Here is a 19,285-nt window from a genome sequence, read left to right as displayed (position 1 = left end):
CTATTTTTGATTATATCAGTAGGTTTGTGAAGATTCAATGCTAAGCTTTACACCATTAATCTTCAAAAAAAATTAGGCTGCACTCCTGAGCAGCCTAATTCCCTGTTATTAAGTCTGTGATGAATGCGACCGATTTTTCTGTCAGCTCTGATATGCCATCGGATATGCTTTTTCCTAAAGATGAAAAGATATTGTACGCTTTCATTTCTTCAAGCTTTTCTCTTTTCTGCTGCAAATCATGGCTTGACATATCATTCCCCAGGACAGATGCCTGAACTTCACCTTCATCGGTTTCATTTATAGTCAGCGCACTTTTAAAATCACTGTCCTGGAAGCCCTTCATTCTGTGAATTCCTTCATTTGCCTGCTGCATTCCGAATAACACAGATACAAACATAAGAGCTGCCAGAAAAAAAGCTTTAAGCATAAACATTTTCATTTCGCATCATCCTAATATTATTTCTTTTCTGATTCACCGCCAGCCGGTGAATTCACTTCCTCTGCCTGCCAATAATATTCACTGAACACTTCCGCGAGCGCTTCAGCTGAACGGTTTAACTCCTCAAACGTATTATCGACTCCCCCAAACTCAATGAGGATGGCATTGCCTGATAAATCCTGATTAAAGTTGCCATTCGTCCCTGCGCCTTCTTTTTTCATTATTCCCCTGCTTAATCCTTTGTATTTGACGCTCAATCTATCATGCAGCTCTTTTGCAAATTTTAAGTTCTTTTCGTAATTTGGATTATTTCCACCAATTATAAAAGCCAGCTTGGCATAAGACTCTCCGTTAATTTCTTTTGTTGTATCTTTTTTTCTTTTTGAATCACGGTGAATATCGATTAAATACGTCAGATCCCGATTGGACGTAATTGCAGCCTGGACAACTTCTCTGGATTCCTGATAGGAACTTCCATAATTTAATCCTTTCGTATTTAAACTTCCCTGGATATCTGTTTTGTCAACAAAGGTTCCTATCCCTTTACTCTCCATCACTTCCTTAAGCCTGTCTCCAATCTTCGTCACATTAATTTTGGAATGAAAAGCGGCATCCGGATTGGTTACCCCCTTTAGATAAGGAAGATAGGATTCAGTATTATGCGAAAAATAAACATAGACTGGTTTTTTATCTCCGGTAGACATCGGCGGTGTTTTCGACTGTTTTGAATCACCATCCGGCTCAAGACCTTCGGTGTTTTGCAGGGCTGCCTCCTGCTCTGCCATCAGCACTTCGATAGGCGGTGATGATTCCACCGGCATGTTTGTATAATCCGTTCCTTCACCTGCAACAAGTATTTTGCTGTCATAAATTGAGAAAAAGGGAAGCTCCCTCCCCAGAAGACTTCTGGGATCATCCAAATTGACATTTGTTGATAACTCAAAAATTAAATTGGCAAAGCCCGGGTGAGAACTGCTTTCAGAAACTCCCTGGAGAAATGAGTGATTTTCCCATCCGAGAAAATGATAAAGCATTTCACCTGTCAGGCTGTTTGCAGCAGAATTTACGGAAGATGAACTGATTCTGTATTCTGGCTTTAATGAAGTTAATGCTCCGCTTATCGAAAATATCATAAATAGAAAAAGCAGAAATCCGCCTATTGCCTTCAGCAAGCTTGTCCCTTGAATAGTTACTACAAGTCCATTCGTTTTAAAAGGTTTCATTGTTCCACCTCTCCTTGCTAGTCTAGTAAATGTTATGACTTTGCTAGAGAAGATAGAACAGGTATTTTCTACCTTGTATAAAATCCGGCATTATCCTGATTCACTTTTTGATGAAGCGCAGCATTCAAACCGTTAGCAATCAAGTTTGACATATCTTCAATAAATACATCCACTTCCTTTGGCGTCACCATAAGATTGTGACCCAAAGGCGAGAGTACTTCATAAATAAGCTTCCGCTTCTCCTCTTCAGGCAGGGTTCCAATCATGCCAAGAAAGGTTTTTCTATGATGTTCCTCCGGCAGGTCCTCATCAGTCAGCTTTTTCTTCTCCCCAAAAGTCATTCCTGCAGGAGCAAGGGCTCGTGATGGGCGGCCGCCTTCTTTCATTTCCTTTCCGAAATGCTTCAGAATGTAGTCAATAGTATCGCTCGTGATGGACACGGCATCAACAACTGTTGGAATTCCAATTGCTATGACAGGTATCCCTAAAGTTTCTTTGCTGATTTCTTTGCGTTTATTCCCGACACCAGAACCAGGATGTATCCCTGTATCCGAAATTTGAATGGTAGAATTGACTCTCTCAATTGATCGGGAAGCAAGAGCATCGATAGCAATGACAAAGTCGGGCTTTGTTTTTTCAACAATGCCATAGATAATATCACTTGTTTCTATCCCGGTCAGCCCCATCACTCCCGGGGAAATAGCACTTACTGGCCGGTAGCCTTCCTCAACGCTTTCAGGCTGCAGCTGATAGAGGTGTCTTGTAATAAGCAAGTTTTCACAAACTTGCGGACCCAGCGCATCTGGGGTGACATTCCAGTTGCCCAGACCGACAATTAAACATGATGCATCTTCATTAATACCCAGCTGCTTGATAAAATGGGAAAATTCACTTGCAAACACATTCTCCACTTTTTGCTGCAGCTCCGTATCCTGCTGGCGTATGCCCGTTACTTCAAGGGTCAAATATTTTCCCTCTTTTTTCCCCAATGCCTCGGCACCTTCCTTTGTTACTTCAACAAAGGAAATTTTTATATCGTTTTCTTCTTTTTCTTTAATTATTACGCCTTCTATTTGGGAAAGATTCTCCTGCTGATGAACATTGTCTTTCTGCCTGCCGGAGATTACCATTTCCCTTGCTTCAATAGCAAGGTCTGTTCGGACTGAATATTGGCTTAAATCTATCGATTCCTTCATATGTATCCCTCACATTCTCAGCTTATTAGGTTGGAAAATAAAGACAATACACTAAAATTCAGATATATACTATCTTTGCCTTTAAAATCTAAAAACATGCAGAATAAGATTGAACTTCCCAATTTATCCTTTAGTAATTTGATTACAGAGTATTGCATTATGCCCCCGTGTTTGATAAAATATCACTTGTTCTGAAATTTGTTATGAATGTGAATGTCGAGTTATAGAATCTCGATGCTTTTTCAGGAGGTGAATGGAATGCCAAATATTAAATCTGCTATCAAGCGTGTTAAAACTAACGAAGTTCGCAACGCTCAAAACGCTACTGTTAAATCAGCAATGCGTACAGCTGTTAAGAAGGTTGATGCTGCAATCGTAAACAACGATTCTGCTGCTGCAACTGAATCTTTCGCTGATGCTGCTCGTAAACTGGACAAAGCTGCTGCAAAAGGTCTTATCCACAAAAATGCTGCTGCCCGTAAAAAGTCTCGTTTAATGAAAAAAATGAACTCTTTAAATGCGTAATGTTTAAAGATATCGGCTATCTTAAGGGATAGCCTTTTATTTTACATAAAAAAGCGGTCCAAATGCGGACCGCTTTTTTTATTGAGGATTTTTTCTCAGGGCCTGACTTTGCAGACGAAACAGGAACATTTCAATCAGCATGGTCTTATTCATGCCACCTGTTTTCATCTGGTAATCTGCTTCAGCAAGCAAGCTTATGATTGCTGCAAGTTCTTCGTCTGCAAACAGCTGAGCCTGTCCGGCCGCAAGCTTCACCCGAAAAGGATGAACCTTTAAATAGCCTGCAATCTGCTGCTGGCCGTAGCCTCTCCTGGCAAGCTCCTTCACCTGATAAATCAAACGGAACTGCCCTGTAATAACAGATAAAATCTTAATGGGCTCCTCATTTTGCTTTAATAAATCATAATAAATTCTCAGAGCTTCTTCAATTTTGCGGTGAACCACCTTATCTACAAGGGAAAAAATATTTTGCTCTAAAGAACGTGATACCATTTTTTCTGCCATTTGTTCATCTATCCGCTTTGTGTCATTCGCATATAGGGCTAATTTATCGATCTCGTTAGTCAAAATAAACAGATTGGCACCTGCCAATGTCAAAATCAGCTCAACAGCCGATTCATCAATTTGCACACCGTTTAATGCTGCCCGCTCCCTGATCCAGACTTTCAATTCACCTTCATTTAATTTCTTTGCCTCAAGAACCGCAGCCGTTTTTTTCAATTGCTTCGTTACTTTTTTCCGATCATCAAGTTTTTCTGCAGATGAGGAAAATACCACCACAGAATATGGAGCAGGTTCTTTCATATAGGCTTCAAGCTTTGACAGATTATGCTCCTGTTTAGCTTTCGTTTTCTCTGACGTTAAAAAAACCGGGTTATGTAAAAAGATCAGTCTTCTTTCACCCATAAACGGAAATGTCTCCGCATCTTCAAGAGCTGTATCAATAGGGGTTTCCTCAAGGTCATAAGAGGATAAATTAAAATCAGCTTCGTCTTCGCTAAGCACATTGTTGATCAGAAGCTGCTTCGTTTCGTTTATAAGATAAGGTTCTGTTCCGTATAATAAATAAATAGGAGCAAAACTTTTCGCTTTAATTCTGTTCCAAATATCAAAAACCAATTTCTTCTCTCCGTTCGCCATTCAATATATTCACTATATATCCTAAAGAAGCGATGGCAATTTGACAAGACATAAGAAATTGGCGCCCGGATGAACGCCAATTTCCAATCTATATAGAACGCTGCATTCCTGAGGCCCGGGAAACTCAGGAAGCTGCGGTGCACCCTTGGTTATTATTTTCCCCTTGATGTTTCGTCATATTTGTGACAACTCCTGCTAATGCAGGAAAAGGGCAGGGGAACTCTAGATTTTTTCAATTGAATGACTTATACTATATAGGAAATAGGAGGGGTAGACTGTGAACGAATTTGAAAAGAACGTCCAAAGCAAACGTAATGATGCAATCGACTCTGGTGTAGGATTCATCGTATCATTCGGTTTCTTCGCAACGTTATTTATTATTGCAACAGTCATTAAATTTTTAGGAGCTTAATGGCTACATAAAGTAATGTGTCACCATACCGCTGACACATTGAGGCTGCCTTGGCAGCCTCTTTTTTTGGCTGAATTGCGATAAAGTATTACGCTTTCTAACATATACTATGGAAGCTGCACTGAAAAGGTTCCTGAATCCCCTTTAAAAAAGTAAGTAACTGCTCCTTGCTTATCGGTTCTCAAAACTTTTACATTATAGCTATTTAGCCTGTTCATTACATCATTATGAGGGTGCCCATACCTGTTGTTCGCGCCTGCAGATATAACGCCAATCCGCGGCTTCACTCCGGCGAGAAACAAATCTGTTGAGGAGGTTTTGCTTCCATGATGTGCAACTTTCAAAACATCCGCTTTTAGTTTGGGATAAGACTTAATGAGCTGACCTTCCCCCTGCTCCTCCAAATCACCGGTAAACAGCCAGCTTAAACCTCCCACTTGGGCAAAAAGGACAATTGATCCATCATTTTTTCCAACAACCTCCCCCATCTCTCCGCCAAACGGGGACAAAACTTGAAATACGGAATCTCCTATGAGCCAGCTATCTCCGGCTTTTGTAAAGATAATTTCGCTTTTGTTAATTTTTGCCTGATCCATTAAATCCTTTTCAGCTTCCAAGAACTCAGCTCCCCGCGGGAAAACAATAGAATTTACCTTTATTTCCCTCAGAACAGCTGATGCTCCGCCAATGTGGTCCATATCCCCGTGAGTGAGAAAAAATTTATCTATTTTACTAATCCCTTTGCTTTTTAAAAAAGGCACTACTGTGTCCTTACCTGTTTCATATGGATCGCTTCGCATCTTCCAATCCTCAGTCTCAAACATGAGCGTGCCTCCTGAATCTATCAAATAATTCCCTCTCCCAAACGGAAGCTTAATCAGAATGCTGTCACCCTGCCCAACATCAATAAATGTAATTTCACCATAGGGTGTCAGCACATTTGATAAGTAATGAATTAATATAGGAAGGATGAGAAGGATACCATACTTAGTAACTATTTTGTTTTTTGACCTTTCCCAGCCTGCAAAGAATGCGGGAATCAGCAGAAGATATATGATGATCAGCACCAGTGATGGTCTGCCAAGAATAAGGGTCGAATTAGGAATGGCCGAAAGCATTTGAGCAGCCCAATTAAGAAAAACGATTATTTTTTCAAAAACACTAAGTAAGAAATCAGCCCTCCCTCCTGTTAACAAATCAATAATGAATAGAATTAATACCAAAGGTAGGACTATTGAAGAATACAAAGGCACAAAGATCAGATTGGCAAATACGGAAATAACCGATACTTCATAAAAATGCCAAAGGAGAATCGGAATGGCCGCTGCCTGGCAAATAAAGGAAACAGACAGGATAGCAGCGAAGGGATGAGTGAATTTCCTGAGGATGGCTGGTGCTGACAGTATAAGTGAAAAGGAAACAGCAAAAGACAGCTGAAACCCCGCATTATAGATAACAAAAGGGGAGAAGAAAAGGTAGATAACAAACACAATGGAGATAACATCGGCTAATTGAATAGGTGCTCTCAGCTTCTTTGCAAGCAAAACCACCATCATCATAAATACAGCCCGCAGAACAGATGGTGCAGCACCGGTCAGGATTGCGTATAAAGGCAGACCCGCGAATAAGATGCCAGTCACTTTTTCTCTCGTAATTCCGGCACGTATTCCCGCCAGAAAAAACATTCCAGCAAGCATTCCTACATGAAGGCCGGATATGGCAAGCAAATGAATAATACCGATTTTCTGATATAAAGCAATAGTATCCTCTTCTATAAAATTCCGATCGCCAAAAATAAGGGCGATTGCCAGCGGAGCTGTCTGTTCTGGGAAATGGTCTAAAATATAATGTGTTCCCATTTCTCTCATTTTCAAAATAGGTAACATAATGGTGCTTTTATTGTAGGTGCAATCAGAGAGGTCTAATTGTTCCAATTCGAGGATCCAAAAAATACTGTTATGATTTAAGTAATCCTTGTAGCTGAAGGAATTGGGATTTGTGGATGCGGGAGGAATCCGCAAGGTGCCATTAACCCGGCATGTCATTCCTATCTTAAGATAGTCTGAAAGGAATTTTTGTTCTGTTTCGGATTTGATCTTATACCTGGCAGCCAGCTTTTCTTTTTTTTCGGTCAATTCAACTTGGACTGTGAGAAGGTCCCCATCTATCTTTACTGATTCTGACAGGGCAATTTCAAAATTTCTCTCATTTCCTCTAAGACTTGTTCTGTTATATTCTTCCGCTATTTCACTTCTTATGGAAAAGGCAAGATAAATCAAAATCAGGATAGTCATGTTCTTTTTGACCAAGATATTTCTTTTGACGAGGAATAGGGCAAGAAGAGAAAAAATGATAGCAATTGCCGGATGAAAAAAAGATGTCAAAATCCCCAGGAGCGAGGCAGCCGCTGCGTAGATCCATCTGCCTTTCATATCATTTCTCCTTTAGTTTTTTTAAGGGAGCAGCACCTTATCAGATAGATACTGCTCCTGTCAATGGCCTTTATTTTTGAAACAGCTTGTCCTTTTTTTCTTTATAGCTTTTCAAAATGTCCTGATTTTCACCGTTTTTTTCAAGCTCATTAATTAAATCTTCTATAAAATCACGTTTCTCCTGTATGCTGTCTTCGAACGATACTTTTTCAGCTGCCACCTGGACAGTTTTCACTCCGGCCTTCTCAAAGAGTTCAATTCCATAAGGGTGATTTTTATAATCTTGCGCGTAGTAAACTGTTTTGATCCCCGCCTGTATTATTGCTTTACAGCATTGAAGGCAAGGGAAATGAGTTACATATATTTCTGCATCACTTGTCGGCACCCCAAACTTTGCACACTGTAAAATCGCATTCATTTCCGCATGAATAGTCCTGACACAATGGTTATCAATAACATAGCAGCCTTCATCAACACAATGTTCACCACCGGCAATTGATCCATTATAGCCGCCCGCAATGATTCTCTTATCCCTTACAATTGTTGCCCCGACCGCAAGCCTTGTACATGTGCTCCTCAAAGCAAGTAAATGGCTTTGTGCCATAAAATATTGGTTCCAGGAAATCCGGTCCATCTGTCTCTCCCCTTTATACAGGCATACATGCCCTGAATTCTTAGCTTTTTCTCTCAATAGTGTAAGCCTCAAGCTAAAGAAGGTCAATGGGATGAAATTAGTTTACACTGATATGATCTTTGAGTTTTTCGAAGGTTTTATCCCCTATCCCTGATATAGATTTTAAATCCTCAATTGCCTTAAAGGATCCATTTGTATCGCGGTGTTCAATTATCGCAGCAGCTTTAGAGGGGCCAATCCCCGGCAATGTTTGCAATTCTGCTTCATCTGCACCATTTATATTCACCTTTCCGCTATCCTGCTGTCCTTTACCCTCGGAAATCCCGCCCCCCATCGGAGCCTCTTCTGGAATTTCCCCCTCTTTCGGAACATAGATCACCATTTCATCTGTAACTTTGAGGGCAAAATTAATTTTAGCGCTATCCGCTTTTTCCGTCAGTCCCCCTGCTTTTTCCAGCAGGTCTATTACCCTTTCACCCTGCTGTGCTTCGTACACTCCCGGTTTTTTTACTGCGCCTTTAACATCTGCTTTCATTAGCAGTGGCGCCTGTTCAGCCTGCATATCACCCGCTGTTTCTTTACCCTCTTCTTCAGTCATTGCAATTGATTGTTCAATCTCAGGAAATACTTCAGTCTCAGGAACGGGAGCCAAATAATAATAGAGGAGTGCAGCCAATGCGATCGCCCCTCCTGCAATGTAAAATTTATACGTTTTTATCCATTCGGTCACTATAGTTTCATCCTTTCTTTTTGGAATAAATGTTTTTTTGATACATATCGTTATATGAGAGAGCCTGCTTTTTTAAGGAGGGATGTAGCATTGAAAATCGGAATTATAGGCACAGGTAATATGGGGAGAATTTTGACCGAGGCCTTCCTGGATGGGGGAGCCATTTCTCCGGCCAGCTTGACGATAACCAATCGGACAGTGGCAAAAGCGATGGAAATAAAAGAAACGCATCAGGAAATTACTGTTGTAAATAATGCAAGAGAGGCTGCCCATCGTTCTTCGCTGATCTTTATTTGTGTTAAGCCTCATGATGTTTATAATGTCGTTCAGGATATTTCGCCGGTCCTGTCAGAAGATAAATGTGTAGTATCCATAACCAGCCCTATTAGTGTAAAACAGCTCGAATCTATTGTGCCTTGTTCAGCAGCGAGGGCGATTCCAAGCATAACAAATAGGGCCTTATCAGGGGTTTCATTATTATCATTCGGTGACCAGTGCAGCGAACAATGGAAAGGGGAACTCAACAAGCTTTTTGAAAGCATCTCCACGCCTGTCTTTATAGAGGAGGAAATTACCAGGGTTTCTTCGGATATTGTCAGCTGCGGACCTGCCTTTTTCAGCTATTTGACACAGCGTTTCATCGATGCGGCAGTTGCTGAAACGGAAATTGATAATGAAACAGCAACTAAGCTTGCAGGAGAAATGCTGATAGGGCTTGGGGACTTATTGAAAAAAGGTTTTTATACATTGCCTACATTGCAGGAGAAGGTGTGTGTCAAAGGAGGAATTACAGGAGAGGGAATTAAAATTCTTGAAGCCGAGCTCGGCAGCATATTTGAACACTTATTCCAGGCTACACATTCAAAGTTTGATGAAGATCTTCTTGAAGTAAAAAAGCAGTACTCTCTCCATTAGCTATTCGATATTAATAGAAATAATCCTGCATTTTTTAAAAAAAACAGCCGGAATAAAACCGGCTGTTTTTAATTAATGCCTTTTCTTTGCAATAAAAATGATTCGTTCTGCCTGGCTGCCTGGCGGTCCTTCTTCAAAATCTGCTGATACTTCAACAAGTTCAAAACCGCATTCCTCAAGCCAGCTTTTATATTGATCAATAGGATAAGTACGCTGCAGGTGAAGTTCATCATAGCGGTCATACTTTCCAGTTTCTTCGTCCAGAACAAAAAATGAAAGATCATGCTCTACAGAATTGGGATATTCCCCCTGATAACTGTGCCAGATAAATGAAATTTCCTCATCATTTTCAGCAAATGTCTGGTTCATGAATATCTGCATCATTTTATAAATGGAATGGACATCAAAGATAAATAGGCCATCATTTTTTAAATGACTATGAACCCGGCTGAATGTGTTCTTCACATCTGATTCTGTTTCCAGGTAATTCAGAGAATCACAAAAAATGCCAATGATATCAAATTCACTAAACCCTTCAAGCTCTGCCATGTTCTGCAGGAAAAATGGGATTTGAAGACCTTTTTGCTCAGCCTTTGATTGGGCTACTGCGAGCATATCCTCTGATAAATCGACACCTGTTACATCATAGCCCTGTTCACTTAACCTTATTGAAAGCTGTCCTGTGCCGCATGCAAGATCCAGCAATTTCTTTCCGGAAACATTAAATTCTTCATGCTTTTCTTTGACTAATTTAATCCAGCTGTCATACGGAACATCTTCCATCAGCCTGTCATATAGATAAGCGAACTTTCCGTAACTCATTGGTTAAGAATGCCCTGAACGTTCTCGACCGGAGCGTCGCCCCAAAGTCTTTCAAGATTATAATAGCCTCTCTCATCCTTATGGAAAATATGTGCAACTACATCACCCATATCAACCAGAATCCACCTGGCTTCATCAAAGCCTTCCATTCGCTTTACAGTAAACCCCTGCTCTTCTGATTTTTCTTTCATTTCCCGAGCAATTGCCTGCACTTGTTTATCAGAGTTTCCGTGGCAAATGAGAAAGTAGTCCGAAATCAGGGAAATGCCCTTCATATTAAGAACCGTTATATCTTCTGCACGTTTATCGTCCGCTGCTTTTACTGCCGTCATCAGCATTGTATTTTCTGTCATTTAATCAATCCTCCTTATTCATTACAAGGTCATTATAAGTTTGGAAGGAAGCCGGAAAAACAGGCTGCCCTTTTTTCATTAAAAACATGATAGTGTTCTGGACAGATTTTATTAAAGCCTTGTCCAAGTTCGTCTTTGCTAAATCACGAACTTCGTCAACTCCCGGAAAATGCCTTCCAGGTTCAATATAATCTGCAAGATAAATGATCTTTTCAAGAAGCGACATTCCCGGTCTCCCTGAAGTATGATATCTTATTGCATCTAATACCTCTTTATCGCGGATTCCTGCTTCTCTTTCAGCCAAAAAAGCACCGACAGGAGCATGCCAAAGTTCATTATTGTAGTCCAAAAGCTCAGCTGGCATACCTTCCTTAATGATAATTCCCCTCATTTCTTCCTTAGGGCGGAACTTGGCATAATCATGAAAAATGGCTGCTAATTCAGCTTTCTTACTATCAGCACCATGTTTCTCTGCAAGTTTAATGGCTGTTTCCATCACACCGACTGTATGAAGGTAGCGATGTTCAGTCAGCTGCTCCTTTACAATAGCTAGTGCTGTTTCACGATTCATATAAATGATTCTCCTTTATATAGCTCCTTATGGCATCCGGTACCAGATAGCGTATAGTGCCGCCTTCCTTTACACGGTTTCTGATCATACTTGAGGATATACCCATTTCAGGAATATCGGCATATAGAATCGGATACGGAGTATGCAGATTGTAAGATGGCCGCCTTACTCCAATAAAGGTAATCAGTTCAAGCAGTTTATCAATGTTATGCCACTTGGGCAAATATTCAACCATGTCAGCTCCAATAATAAAATAAAATTGCTTTTGAGGATAGTGTTCCTTCAAAATCCTGATCGTATCGTAGGTAAAAGAAGGACCTTCCCGCTCCAGCTCAATCAGCTCCAATTTAAATCCGGAATGATTATACAAAGCCAGTTCCAGCATTTTTATTCGATCATTGCTGCTGACATTATCAGACCTCTTTTTATGGGGAGGCTCATGATTCGGCATAAACCAGACTTCATCCAAACCATGGGAAGACATTACCTCATTCGCAATAATGAGATGGCCTAAATGAGGCGGATTAAAGGTCCCTCCAAGTATGCCTACCTTTTCCATTTACACTCCTCCATGCATTCAGTTTAGTCACTGGAAGCTTACGGCAGATTAATTTGTTTGTTTTCTTTTGATTCTCTGTATAAAACTATTATATTCCCGATGATTTGCACAACATCTGCCTTTGCACCTTCTGACAGCTGCTGTGCCACCGTGTCTCTGTCTACTTCACAGTTTTGAAGAACTGAAACCTTTAATAATTCACGGGCTTCGAGCGCCTCTCCTACCTGCTTAATCATATTTTCATTAACCCCGCCCTTTCCCACTTGGAAAATCGGGTTCAAATGATGCGCTTTTGATCGCAATAAACGCTTTTGTTTTCCTGTTAGCATACTAATCCTCCCAGCTGATTTAAAACCTTTTCTCTCATTATTTCAATATCCGGCCCAATGCCAGTCCACATTTCAAAGGCCAGTGCCCCCTGATATACAAACATATCTATTCCGTTCTGAATACCCGCGCCCTTTGCGGCAGCTTCCTTTAAAAGCCTGGTTTGGAGCGGATTATAAATGATATCACTGACAAAAGCTCCAGGCTTAAGCTTATGGACTGAAAGCGGACTTTGGCCAATTTCAGGGTGCATCCCGATTGATGTTGTCTGAACAATTAAATCGTACGTTTCCAGACTTTCCTCTGCGTCCTGCCGGTTCAGCACTTGAGAAGGAACCTGAAATGGACAATCAGTTTTAATTTGTTCAGCCCTTTGTGGTGTCCGATTGCAAATATCCAAAAGCTTCGGACCTTCTTTAGCAATGGTAAAATAAATCGCTCTAGCAGCTCCGCCTGCCCCCACTATCAGCACCTTTTTGCCATTAATTGATTGTATTTGATTCAGCAGGCCCTGTACAAACCCGCTTCCATCCGTATTATAGCCTATAAGCATACCATCCTGATTGACAACTGTATTAACAGCCCCAATTGCCTCTGCCAGGGGATCCAGTTCATCTAAAAGAGGGATGATAGCCTCCTTATGGGGAACTGTAACATTAAAACCCGCAATTCTGATTGCCTTAAACCCCTTGACAGCATCAGCCAGATTCCCCCTGGTTATATGGAATGGCTGATAATGTGCATCAATGCTGTAAGTCTTAAATAATTCATTGTGCATAGCGGGGGACATCGAGTGGGAAATTGGATCCCCAATCACTCCAAACAGCTTTTTCAAACACCCTCACCCCTTTTTGAAAAGCGTAAGCAAATGCAGGTGCACAGCCTAAATTAATGACTTTCTCATCATGGCATGGACACCTTTAGGAACATATGCAGCTACTTTGGCCCCACCCTCATTTACCGTAATCCAGCCAAGTCCTGAAAATACTATATCTGTTTTCGGTTCTTTAATTGTGAATTCATGTTTCACAAGCTCCGGAAATGTTTCCATCTGTTCTATTCTTGGAGGTGTAAGCATTTCTCCTGCATGATTAGCATATAGTTCATCCGCCTTCTCTGTTTTTGTGCGGTGGATATTTAATTCATTGGAGAAATGGCAAACAAATGAGCGCCGGCCGCCTGCAATGTAATCAAACCTTGCCAATCCGCCAAAAAATAGAGTTTGTTCTTCATTCAGTTGGTAAACCTTAGGCTTAATCTCCTTTTTAGGTGTTATCACCTTTAAATCCCTTTTATCTACATAATGGGCCATCTGATGATGGTTTATTATTCCTGGAGTATCCACCAGAGCCTTTCCGTCAGATAAAGGTATCTCGATAATATCAAGTGTCGTACCCGGGAAGTGGGAAGTTGTGATTACATCGCCCTCACCTGTTACTTCCTTTAATATTCTATTAATGAAAGTAGACTTTCCTACATTAGTACATCCTACTACATAAACGTCTTTTCCTTCCCGGTAGTGATCGATGGCTGCTGCAATTTCACTAATGGAGTACCCTTTTGCAGCACTTGCCAAATACACTTCTTCCGGTTTCAGCCCCAGCTGTTTTGATTCCTGCTTCATCCAGTTAATCAGCTTGTTTGTTTTCACGGACTTTGGAAGCAGGTCAACTTTGTTTCCAACAAGCAGGATTTTATTGCTGCCAACAAAACGGTGAAGCCCTGGCAGCCAGCTGCCGTTAAAATCAAAAATGTCTACAATCTTCACAATTAGTGCATCACTTTGTCCAATTTCATTCAGGATTTTCAGAAAATCATCATCTGTCAAGCTTACATCCTGAACTTCATTATAATGCTTTAGCCTGAAACAGCGCTGGCAAATAATTGTTTCCTTCTGCAGAGCTGATTGAGGAGCATAACCTAATTCATCCGGATTTTCTATCTGAACTTTCACTCCACAGCCTACACACACAAATTGTTCTTCACTCACTTTTTAATCCTCCCACTGAATCATTCCTTTTTTTCTGAACCAATTTAAAATCCGTCTTTCCACCAGCCGGTTAAATTTCGTAACAAAACCGTCAGTTTGAGCTACAGGTACGACCAAAATGGTATGGAACCCGCTTCTGTTTCCTCCCAGCACGTCAGTCAGCAATTGGTCCCCAATCACCACTGTTTCCTCTTTTTTCAGTCCCATTTCAGTCAATGCTCTTCGGAAGGCTCTGCCCATTGGCTTTCTTGCCTGATAAATAAAAGGAATATCAAGGGGATCGGAAAAAGCCTTAACACGATTTTCATTATTATTTGACACAATGGTAACCTTGATGTTGCTTTGCTTCATTTCCTCAAACCAGCTAATCAGCTTTGGTGTTGCATTCGGCCTGTCCCATTCGACTAGAGTATTATCCAGGTCCGTGATTATCCCTTTAACTCCCTTTTCCTGTAAACTGTGTGGAGTTATTTCAAATATATTTTTAACATGCTGATTAGGCAAAAAATGCATTAACACTATATTTACACCTCAATCATTTATTCATATTGTCCGGCAAATGCCCTCAAATTACTTCCGGTCTCTTGTAACACGCAGTCTGCAAAATTTCCGATAGAGAAAAACGCCGATTTCATCATACCCAATTTCATTCGCTCTTTCAAAAGTAAACTATGGCGGACACAATCAGGCCGTTCTATTTATACGATTCCACAAAATGAGGAAAGACACTCAAAACTCACTTAATTTGGACGAAATACTTGTTATTCACCCGTAAAATAAAAATTTTTCGACAAAAGTCAACTGTTCCTAATCCTTGTGGATAACTTTATGCACATAATCCATTATGATTTTAATACTTTTTCCCTTTTTATGAACAAAATAATCACAGGTTATCCACGGTTTCCTGTGGATAAGAGAACAGTTGTTCTAACCGTTTTATTTTGCTAGAGTAGGGGTACAACATAAATCTTACATTATATGTATAAAATAATTCTTTTAGAACTGAAATATCAAGTACCTGGAGGTGGGACAGGAATGCGTAAACTGTCAGATGAATTATTAATCGAATCCTATTATAAGGCAAAGGAACTGCAGCTTAGCAAAGACTTTATCCGTTTAATTGAAACAGAAATCCACCGGCGTTCACTATCAAACAGAATAAAAGTCACATCCTAAAAATGGACAAGCCCTAAAAAGGGCTTTTTTTATTCTCATATATAAACTCGAAACAGCTAGCCTGTACATTCACATCAGGGTTCCAATCCGCTCCCCTACTTTAATATGAGCTGGCGTCTTAATTGACTTCTCAAGTTCGAATTTTCCCTTCTCAAACAGAAGAATGACGGTAGAGCCAAATGTAAAATAGGCCATTTCCTTTCCTTTTTCAAGCTGGTCACCTTGATGCGTAAGTTCAATGGAATTTACAAACATAGCACCAACCTTTACAATAGCTATCTCAGCATCACCATATCGAACTTCAGTTATGCTCCGGTAATTTTTAGAAAGCGTTTCTCTTCCATATTTTAAACCCCATTTGTTAACCGGAAAAGATTTCAGCCCCAGGAACCATTGAGCTGCTACTTTTCCAGTAACCGGACTGTGTATCCTATGATAGTGGCTTGGACTTAAATAAAAGATTATGTAAGTGCCGCCTGCATATTTACCTGCTTTATTTGCACCAAGCATCTCAGAGATGGAATAGTTCTTCCCTTTTACGGTAATTATACGATCCTCCCGGATATCCCCAATATTTTCGATTACAGCATCTACAGGACTTACCACTGAATCAGGACTCGCATCCGTTACTCTCGAACCATCCTTCAGCCTTCTAATGAAAAACTCATGAAGTGTTGGATATTCATGCAGTTTTTTTTCCATTTCACTCTCATTGATATTATAAATTCTTGAAAATGAAGGAATGACCCTTCTGCTCAAATTTGATTGTGCAAATTTCTGAAGTATACCGGAAGTCCATCTTCCATTTGTCAATTCAATCAGCAGTCGATATACAGGTTTTAACAAAGGAAATGCCCCCTAACTAAATATGTTCTTTACGAACAGGCATAAAAAGCATAGAATAAAATATTATTATATAACATATAAAACTAAGTTTGCCATAGACTTCCTCAGATTTGGCTCTTTTTTTATTATTACCTTCATAAATTTGCGGATTACTTCTATTTTCTATCCTTCCTGTTAGTTCCCAACATAGCTGTTAGAAACCTTTCTAACGTCTGCAATCTGTGATTCCTGGTGCAAGGAGTGATTAATATGTTTTTTCAGGATGTTCTTGATATAACCATCAAAAAGCTAAAGGCGCAGACAGCCAATATCTTAACTCTGTCTAACCTGTTCTTAGGTTGCTTTGCTATTTTATTTTCTATTAATGGCAATTTGAAATTGAGTGTGCTGCTGATCTTTATTGCAGCCCTTGCTGACCGATTTGATGGAATGGCAGCAAGAAAAATGAATATCGAATCGGATTTGGGAAAGCAGCTGGATTCGATGAGTGATATTATTTCATTTGGGGCAGCACCTGCACTACTCCTTTATACAGGAGTACTTTATGAATTCGGGGCACCCGGGTCCTTCCTGACTGCTCTATATATAGGATGCGGGGCCTTAAGGCTTGCCCGTTTTAACATTACTGAGAATAACGGCTATTTTACCGGTCTGCCAATAACTGCTGCAGGATGCCTCGCCACTTTATGTTTTCTGGCAGTTCCATATTGGCCTGCACCTGTATTCCTCTTCATAATGCTGATACTTTCAATTTTAATGATAAGCCCATTCAGACTGAAAAAAATGTAAAGAAGCCGTGCTCAAACTAAGAGCGCGGCTTCCATTTTATTTATCTTCCGTTAATGCCAGGAACTCTTCCACATCATCCATGCATAATTGAACGGCGCTTTCCCAGAACTCAGGTCTGGTTAAATCAGCATTTAAATGCTTCAATGCTAAATCCTCGACTGTCATCGATGCAGTATCTTTCAATAATGCAATATATTTTTCCTCATATCCTTTCCCTTCTTTTAGTGCCTGTGCATAGATTCCAAGCGAGAATAAATATCCAAAAGTATATGGGAAATTATAAAATGGGACTCCAGTAATAAAGAAATGAAGTTTTGAAGCCCAGAAGGACGGATGATACTCATCAAGTGCGCCGCCATAAGCCTCTTTTTGAGCTGCAGCCATGATTTCATTCAGACGGTCAGCACTTACATTTCCCTGTTTTCTTTCTTCATAGAATCTTGTTTCAAACAGGAATCTCGCATGGATATTCATTAGAAGTGCAACAGATCTTTGTACCTTATCTTCTAGAAGTGCCAGTTTTTCTTCTTCTGATCCCGCATTTTTCACTGCTGCATCTGAGACAATCATTTCTGCAAAAGTAGAAGCCGTCTCTGCAACATTCATAGCATAATTCCTATTCAGCAAATGAAGATCTCTCATTGCATATGTATGGAAACCATGCCCGAGTTCATGTGCCAGGGTGGAAACATTAGAGGGTGTCCCTGAGTATGTCATAAAGATTCTTGATTGGCTGCTTTCAGGGAAGTAAGTATGAAAACCGCCTGGCGCCTTTCCTGGCCTGTCCTCTGCTTCAATCCACTTTTCTTCAAAAGCTTTTCTTGAAAAGGAGGTCATCTCTTCTCCGAATTGATCAAACTGCTCAAGGATAAATTCCGCACCCTCCTGATAGGATAATTTCGTTTCAGCCTCAGAGAGAGGCGCATCCAGGTCATACCAGTTTAATTTTTTTAAACCTAAAAGCTTTGCCTTTCTCTCCAAATATTTAATAAGAGGTGCTTTATGACGGGCAATTACCTCCCACATTATTTCAAGGGTTTCTTTTTTCATTCTGTTCAAGTCCAGCGGTTCCTTTAGAAAGTCATTCCATCCTCTTAATTTATATATATTTAATCTAAAGCCGGCTAAGTGATTCAGGGTCTTGGATAAATAGTCAGACTGGCTATTCCATGCCTTTTCCCAATTATCAAAAACATCCTTGCGCAACTTCCTGTCAGGACTTGAAAACTTATTGGCAGCCTGTCCAACTGAGAGCAGGTTTATCTCCCCATTTTCAGTGCAGGGAATCTTCATGTTTCCTACTATTACGTCATACATCTGGCCCCAGCCATGATAACCATCAACTGCAAGCGCATTAATGACCGTTTCTTCCTCCTGCGAAAGTTTTTCCGAGGCTTTTTCGCGGCGTTCGCTTAAAACAAATGATAGTTCATGCAAATCCTCATCATTTATTATTTGCTCCCATGCACTCTGATCTAAACTTGCCAGTTTCTGATCAAATACAGTTAAAGCATTTTGAAAACCTGCACTCAATTCCGTAGTTGCCCCTCTCAGATCTTTCGCTTTTTTGTCTTCGGTATTTTGAGCCTGAAGACAACTGACAAAAGCACCAGCCTGGCGCACTTTTCTTGCTGTCTGCTGAAATAGCTCAATAATTTCACTTATTTCAGCGGCATCTGCAGCGGAGTTTGAAGGCTCCCATTTATGTATCACATTAGAAAATGAATCGATATGTTTTCTTGTTATCTGTAAATGCTGCTGAAATTCAGCTGAGTTGCTTCCACCCTTAAAAAAGACATCTAAATCCCATACTGACGAATATGCTGTTGCAGTCATATAATCCCCCCAAAAGTTTCGGTTGCAGAAATATTATACCTTGAATTTTCGGAAATTTCTATAAAATATACAAAAAAAGCCCATATCCTATGATATGGGCCAACTGCTGGTCTGCACTATCTGAAATAGCCGCCATAGTAAGCAAATCCTCCAAAAACAAGCAGCAGGATCAGCAGTACAACTGCGAGGGCCAGCCAGAAACCGCCTCCTCCATAATAACCGCATGGATAAGGAGGGGGAACTGGATAACAGCCATAACCATAAGGCATCACCAATTACCTCCTTTCGCCTTCTATTACTAAGATATGTAATTACTGGACAATCGTTTAGGCTTTTGTACTAAATCAGCGTTTAAATATCGCTTTTTCAT

General features: G+C 40.4%; 23 protein-coding genes. 5 read left to right on the top strand and 18 right to left on the bottom strand.

Features of this window, described 5'->3' with window-relative positions; genetic code table 11:
• Positions 1 to 94: 94 nt before the first annotated feature.
• The 3 genes from NSQ49_RS18650 to gpr form a co-directional block, all read right to left on the bottom strand.
• Positions 95 to 439, bottom strand: coding sequence for a YqxA family protein (locus tag NSQ49_RS18650; RefSeq protein WP_159864915.1), 345 nt, complete (start codon positions 437 to 439; stop codon positions 95 to 97).
• Between the two features lie 17 nt (positions 440 to 456).
• Positions 457 to 1,662 carry a stage II sporulation protein P gene (gene spoIIP / locus NSQ49_RS18645; protein WP_159864912.1) on the bottom strand — a complete coding sequence of 402 codons (1,206 nt, stop codon included), beginning with the start codon at positions 1,660 to 1,662 and terminating at the stop codon, positions 457 to 459.
• Between the two features lie 68 nt (positions 1,663 to 1,730).
• Entirely contained in the window at positions 1,731 to 2,858 is a 1,128-nt protein-coding gene (gpr, locus tag NSQ49_RS18640; protein WP_159864909.1) for a GPR endopeptidase, read from the bottom strand.
• Positions 2,859 to 3,116: 258 nt separating this feature from the next.
• On the opposite strand from gpr, the gene rpsT reads away from it, so the two are divergent.
• A complete protein-coding gene (gene rpsT, locus NSQ49_RS18635; RefSeq protein WP_159864906.1) occupies positions 3,117 to 3,383 on the top strand; it encodes a 30S ribosomal protein S20 in 267 nt (88 codons plus the stop codon).
• Between the two features lie 78 nt (positions 3,384 to 3,461).
• On the opposite strand, the gene holA is transcribed toward rpsT, so the two are convergent.
• Positions 3,462 to 4,502, bottom strand: a complete 1,041-nt coding sequence (gene holA, locus NSQ49_RS18630; RefSeq protein WP_251283720.1) for a DNA polymerase III subunit delta — start codon at positions 4,500 to 4,502, stop codon at positions 3,462 to 3,464.
• Between the two features lie 298 nt (positions 4,503 to 4,800).
• Here holA and NSQ49_RS18625 point away from each other — a divergent pair, with 298 nt between their 5' ends.
• The gene (locus NSQ49_RS18625; RefSeq protein WP_035331183.1) at positions 4,801 to 4,935 is read left to right on the top strand and encodes a YqzM family protein; all 135 of its coding nucleotides are present in this window, start codon (positions 4,801 to 4,803) and stop codon (positions 4,933 to 4,935) included.
• A 107-nt stretch (positions 4,936 to 5,042) separates the two neighbouring features.
• On the opposite strand, the gene NSQ49_RS18620 is transcribed toward NSQ49_RS18625, so the two are convergent.
• The 3 genes from NSQ49_RS18620 to NSQ49_RS18610 form a co-directional block, all read right to left on the bottom strand.
• A complete protein-coding gene (locus NSQ49_RS18620; protein WP_251283668.1) occupies positions 5,043 to 7,367 on the bottom strand; it encodes a DNA internalization-related competence protein ComEC/Rec2 in 2,325 nt (774 codons plus the stop codon).
• A 70-nt stretch (positions 7,368 to 7,437) separates the two neighbouring features.
• Entirely contained in the window at positions 7,438 to 8,001 is a 564-nt protein-coding gene (locus NSQ49_RS18615) for a ComE operon protein 2 (RefSeq protein WP_251283667.1), read from the bottom strand.
• A gap of 97 nt (positions 8,002 to 8,098) precedes the next feature.
• Positions 8,099 to 8,731, bottom strand: coding sequence for a helix-hairpin-helix domain-containing protein (locus NSQ49_RS18610; protein WP_159864894.1), 633 nt, complete (start codon positions 8,729 to 8,731; stop codon positions 8,099 to 8,101).
• Between the two features lie 90 nt (positions 8,732 to 8,821).
• Between NSQ49_RS18610 and comER the strand changes: the two genes are divergently transcribed.
• Positions 8,822 to 9,646: a late competence protein ComER gene (gene comER / locus NSQ49_RS18605; protein WP_159864892.1), complete on the top strand. Its 825-nt coding sequence runs from the start codon at positions 8,822 to 8,824 to the stop codon at positions 9,644 to 9,646.
• 72 nt (positions 9,647 to 9,718) lie between these two features.
• On the opposite strand, the gene NSQ49_RS18600 is transcribed toward comER, so the two are convergent.
• Genes NSQ49_RS18600 through NSQ49_RS18565 form a run of 8 tightly spaced genes read right to left on the bottom strand, consistent with a single transcriptional unit; the run spans position 9,719 to position 14,787 of the window.
• A complete protein-coding gene (locus NSQ49_RS18600) occupies positions 9,719 to 10,468 on the bottom strand; it encodes a class I SAM-dependent DNA methyltransferase (RefSeq protein ID WP_251283666.1) in 750 nt (249 codons plus the stop codon).
• Positions 10,465 to 10,821 (bottom strand): ribosome silencing factor, encoded by a 357-nt coding sequence (gene rsfS / locus NSQ49_RS18595; RefSeq protein WP_251283665.1) that lies wholly within the window; start codon positions 10,819 to 10,821, stop codon positions 10,465 to 10,467. Before rsfS ends, NSQ49_RS18600 begins: the two co-directional genes overlap by 4 nt.
• 4 nt (positions 10,822 to 10,825) lie before the next feature.
• Positions 10,826 to 11,392, bottom strand: a complete 567-nt coding sequence (gene yqeK / locus NSQ49_RS18590) for a bis(5'-nucleosyl)-tetraphosphatase (symmetrical) YqeK (protein ID WP_251283664.1) — start codon at positions 11,390 to 11,392, stop codon at positions 10,826 to 10,828.
• Complete coding sequence (locus NSQ49_RS18585) at positions 11,382 to 11,951, bottom strand: nicotinate-nucleotide adenylyltransferase (protein ID WP_251283663.1); 570 nt, start codon at positions 11,949 to 11,951, stop codon at positions 11,382 to 11,384. The genes yqeK and NSQ49_RS18585 overlap by 11 nt, the downstream gene beginning before the upstream one ends.
• Before the next feature lie 38 nt (positions 11,952 to 11,989).
• Positions 11,990 to 12,280: a ribosome assembly RNA-binding protein YhbY gene (gene yhbY, locus NSQ49_RS18580; RefSeq protein WP_251283662.1), complete on the bottom strand. Its 291-nt coding sequence runs from the start codon at positions 12,278 to 12,280 to the stop codon at positions 11,990 to 11,992.
• Positions 12,274 to 13,113, bottom strand: coding sequence for a shikimate dehydrogenase (locus NSQ49_RS18575; RefSeq protein ID WP_251283661.1), 840 nt, complete (start codon positions 13,111 to 13,113; stop codon positions 12,274 to 12,276). The genes yhbY and NSQ49_RS18575 overlap by 7 nt, the downstream gene beginning before the upstream one ends.
• A gap of 48 nt (positions 13,114 to 13,161) precedes the next feature.
• Positions 13,162 to 14,268 (bottom strand): ribosome biogenesis GTPase YqeH, encoded by a 1,107-nt coding sequence (yqeH, locus tag NSQ49_RS18570; protein WP_159864872.1) that lies wholly within the window; start codon positions 14,266 to 14,268, stop codon positions 13,162 to 13,164.
• A 3-nt stretch (positions 14,269 to 14,271) separates the two neighbouring features.
• Positions 14,272 to 14,787, bottom strand: coding sequence for a YqeG family HAD IIIA-type phosphatase (locus NSQ49_RS18565; protein ID WP_159864869.1), 516 nt, complete (start codon positions 14,785 to 14,787; stop codon positions 14,272 to 14,274).
• A gap of 516 nt (positions 14,788 to 15,303) precedes the next feature.
• Between NSQ49_RS18565 and NSQ49_RS18560 the strand changes: the two genes are divergently transcribed.
• Complete coding sequence (locus tag NSQ49_RS18560; RefSeq protein WP_035331211.1) at positions 15,304 to 15,444, top strand: sporulation histidine kinase inhibitor Sda; 141 nt, start codon at positions 15,304 to 15,306, stop codon at positions 15,442 to 15,444.
• Between the two features lie 69 nt (positions 15,445 to 15,513).
• On the opposite strand, the gene NSQ49_RS18555 is transcribed toward NSQ49_RS18560, so the two are convergent.
• On the bottom strand, positions 15,514 to 16,290 hold the full coding sequence (locus tag NSQ49_RS18555) for a phosphatidylserine decarboxylase (protein WP_159864866.1): 777 nt from the start codon (positions 16,288 to 16,290) through the stop codon (positions 15,514 to 15,516).
• A gap of 249 nt (positions 16,291 to 16,539) precedes the next feature.
• On the opposite strand from NSQ49_RS18555, the gene pssA reads away from it, so the two are divergent.
• On the top strand, positions 16,540 to 17,079 hold the full coding sequence (gene pssA / locus NSQ49_RS18550) for a CDP-diacylglycerol--serine O-phosphatidyltransferase (RefSeq protein WP_159864863.1): 540 nt from the start codon (positions 16,540 to 16,542) through the stop codon (positions 17,077 to 17,079).
• Positions 17,080 to 17,115: 36 nt separating this feature from the next.
• Here the strand turns inward: pssA and NSQ49_RS18545 are convergent, their stop codons facing one another.
• Both NSQ49_RS18545 and NSQ49_RS18540 read right to left on the bottom strand, forming a co-directional pair.
• Complete coding sequence (locus tag NSQ49_RS18545) at positions 17,116 to 18,915, bottom strand: M3 family oligoendopeptidase (RefSeq protein ID WP_251283660.1); 1,800 nt, start codon at positions 18,913 to 18,915, stop codon at positions 17,116 to 17,118.
• A gap of 116 nt (positions 18,916 to 19,031) precedes the next feature.
• Entirely contained in the window at positions 19,032 to 19,184 is a 153-nt protein-coding gene (locus NSQ49_RS18540; protein WP_201306498.1) for a hypothetical protein, read from the bottom strand.
• Positions 19,185 to 19,285: the final 101 nt, after the last annotated feature.

Origin of the sequence: Cytobacillus sp. FSL R5-0377 (genome assembly GCF_038004385.1) — a bacterium.
GTDB lineage: Bacteria > Bacillota > Bacilli > Bacillales > Cytobacillaceae > Cytobacillus.
The sequence above is the reverse complement of the archived record's forward strand: the minus strand, read 5'-3'. Positions and strand labels throughout refer to the sequence as shown.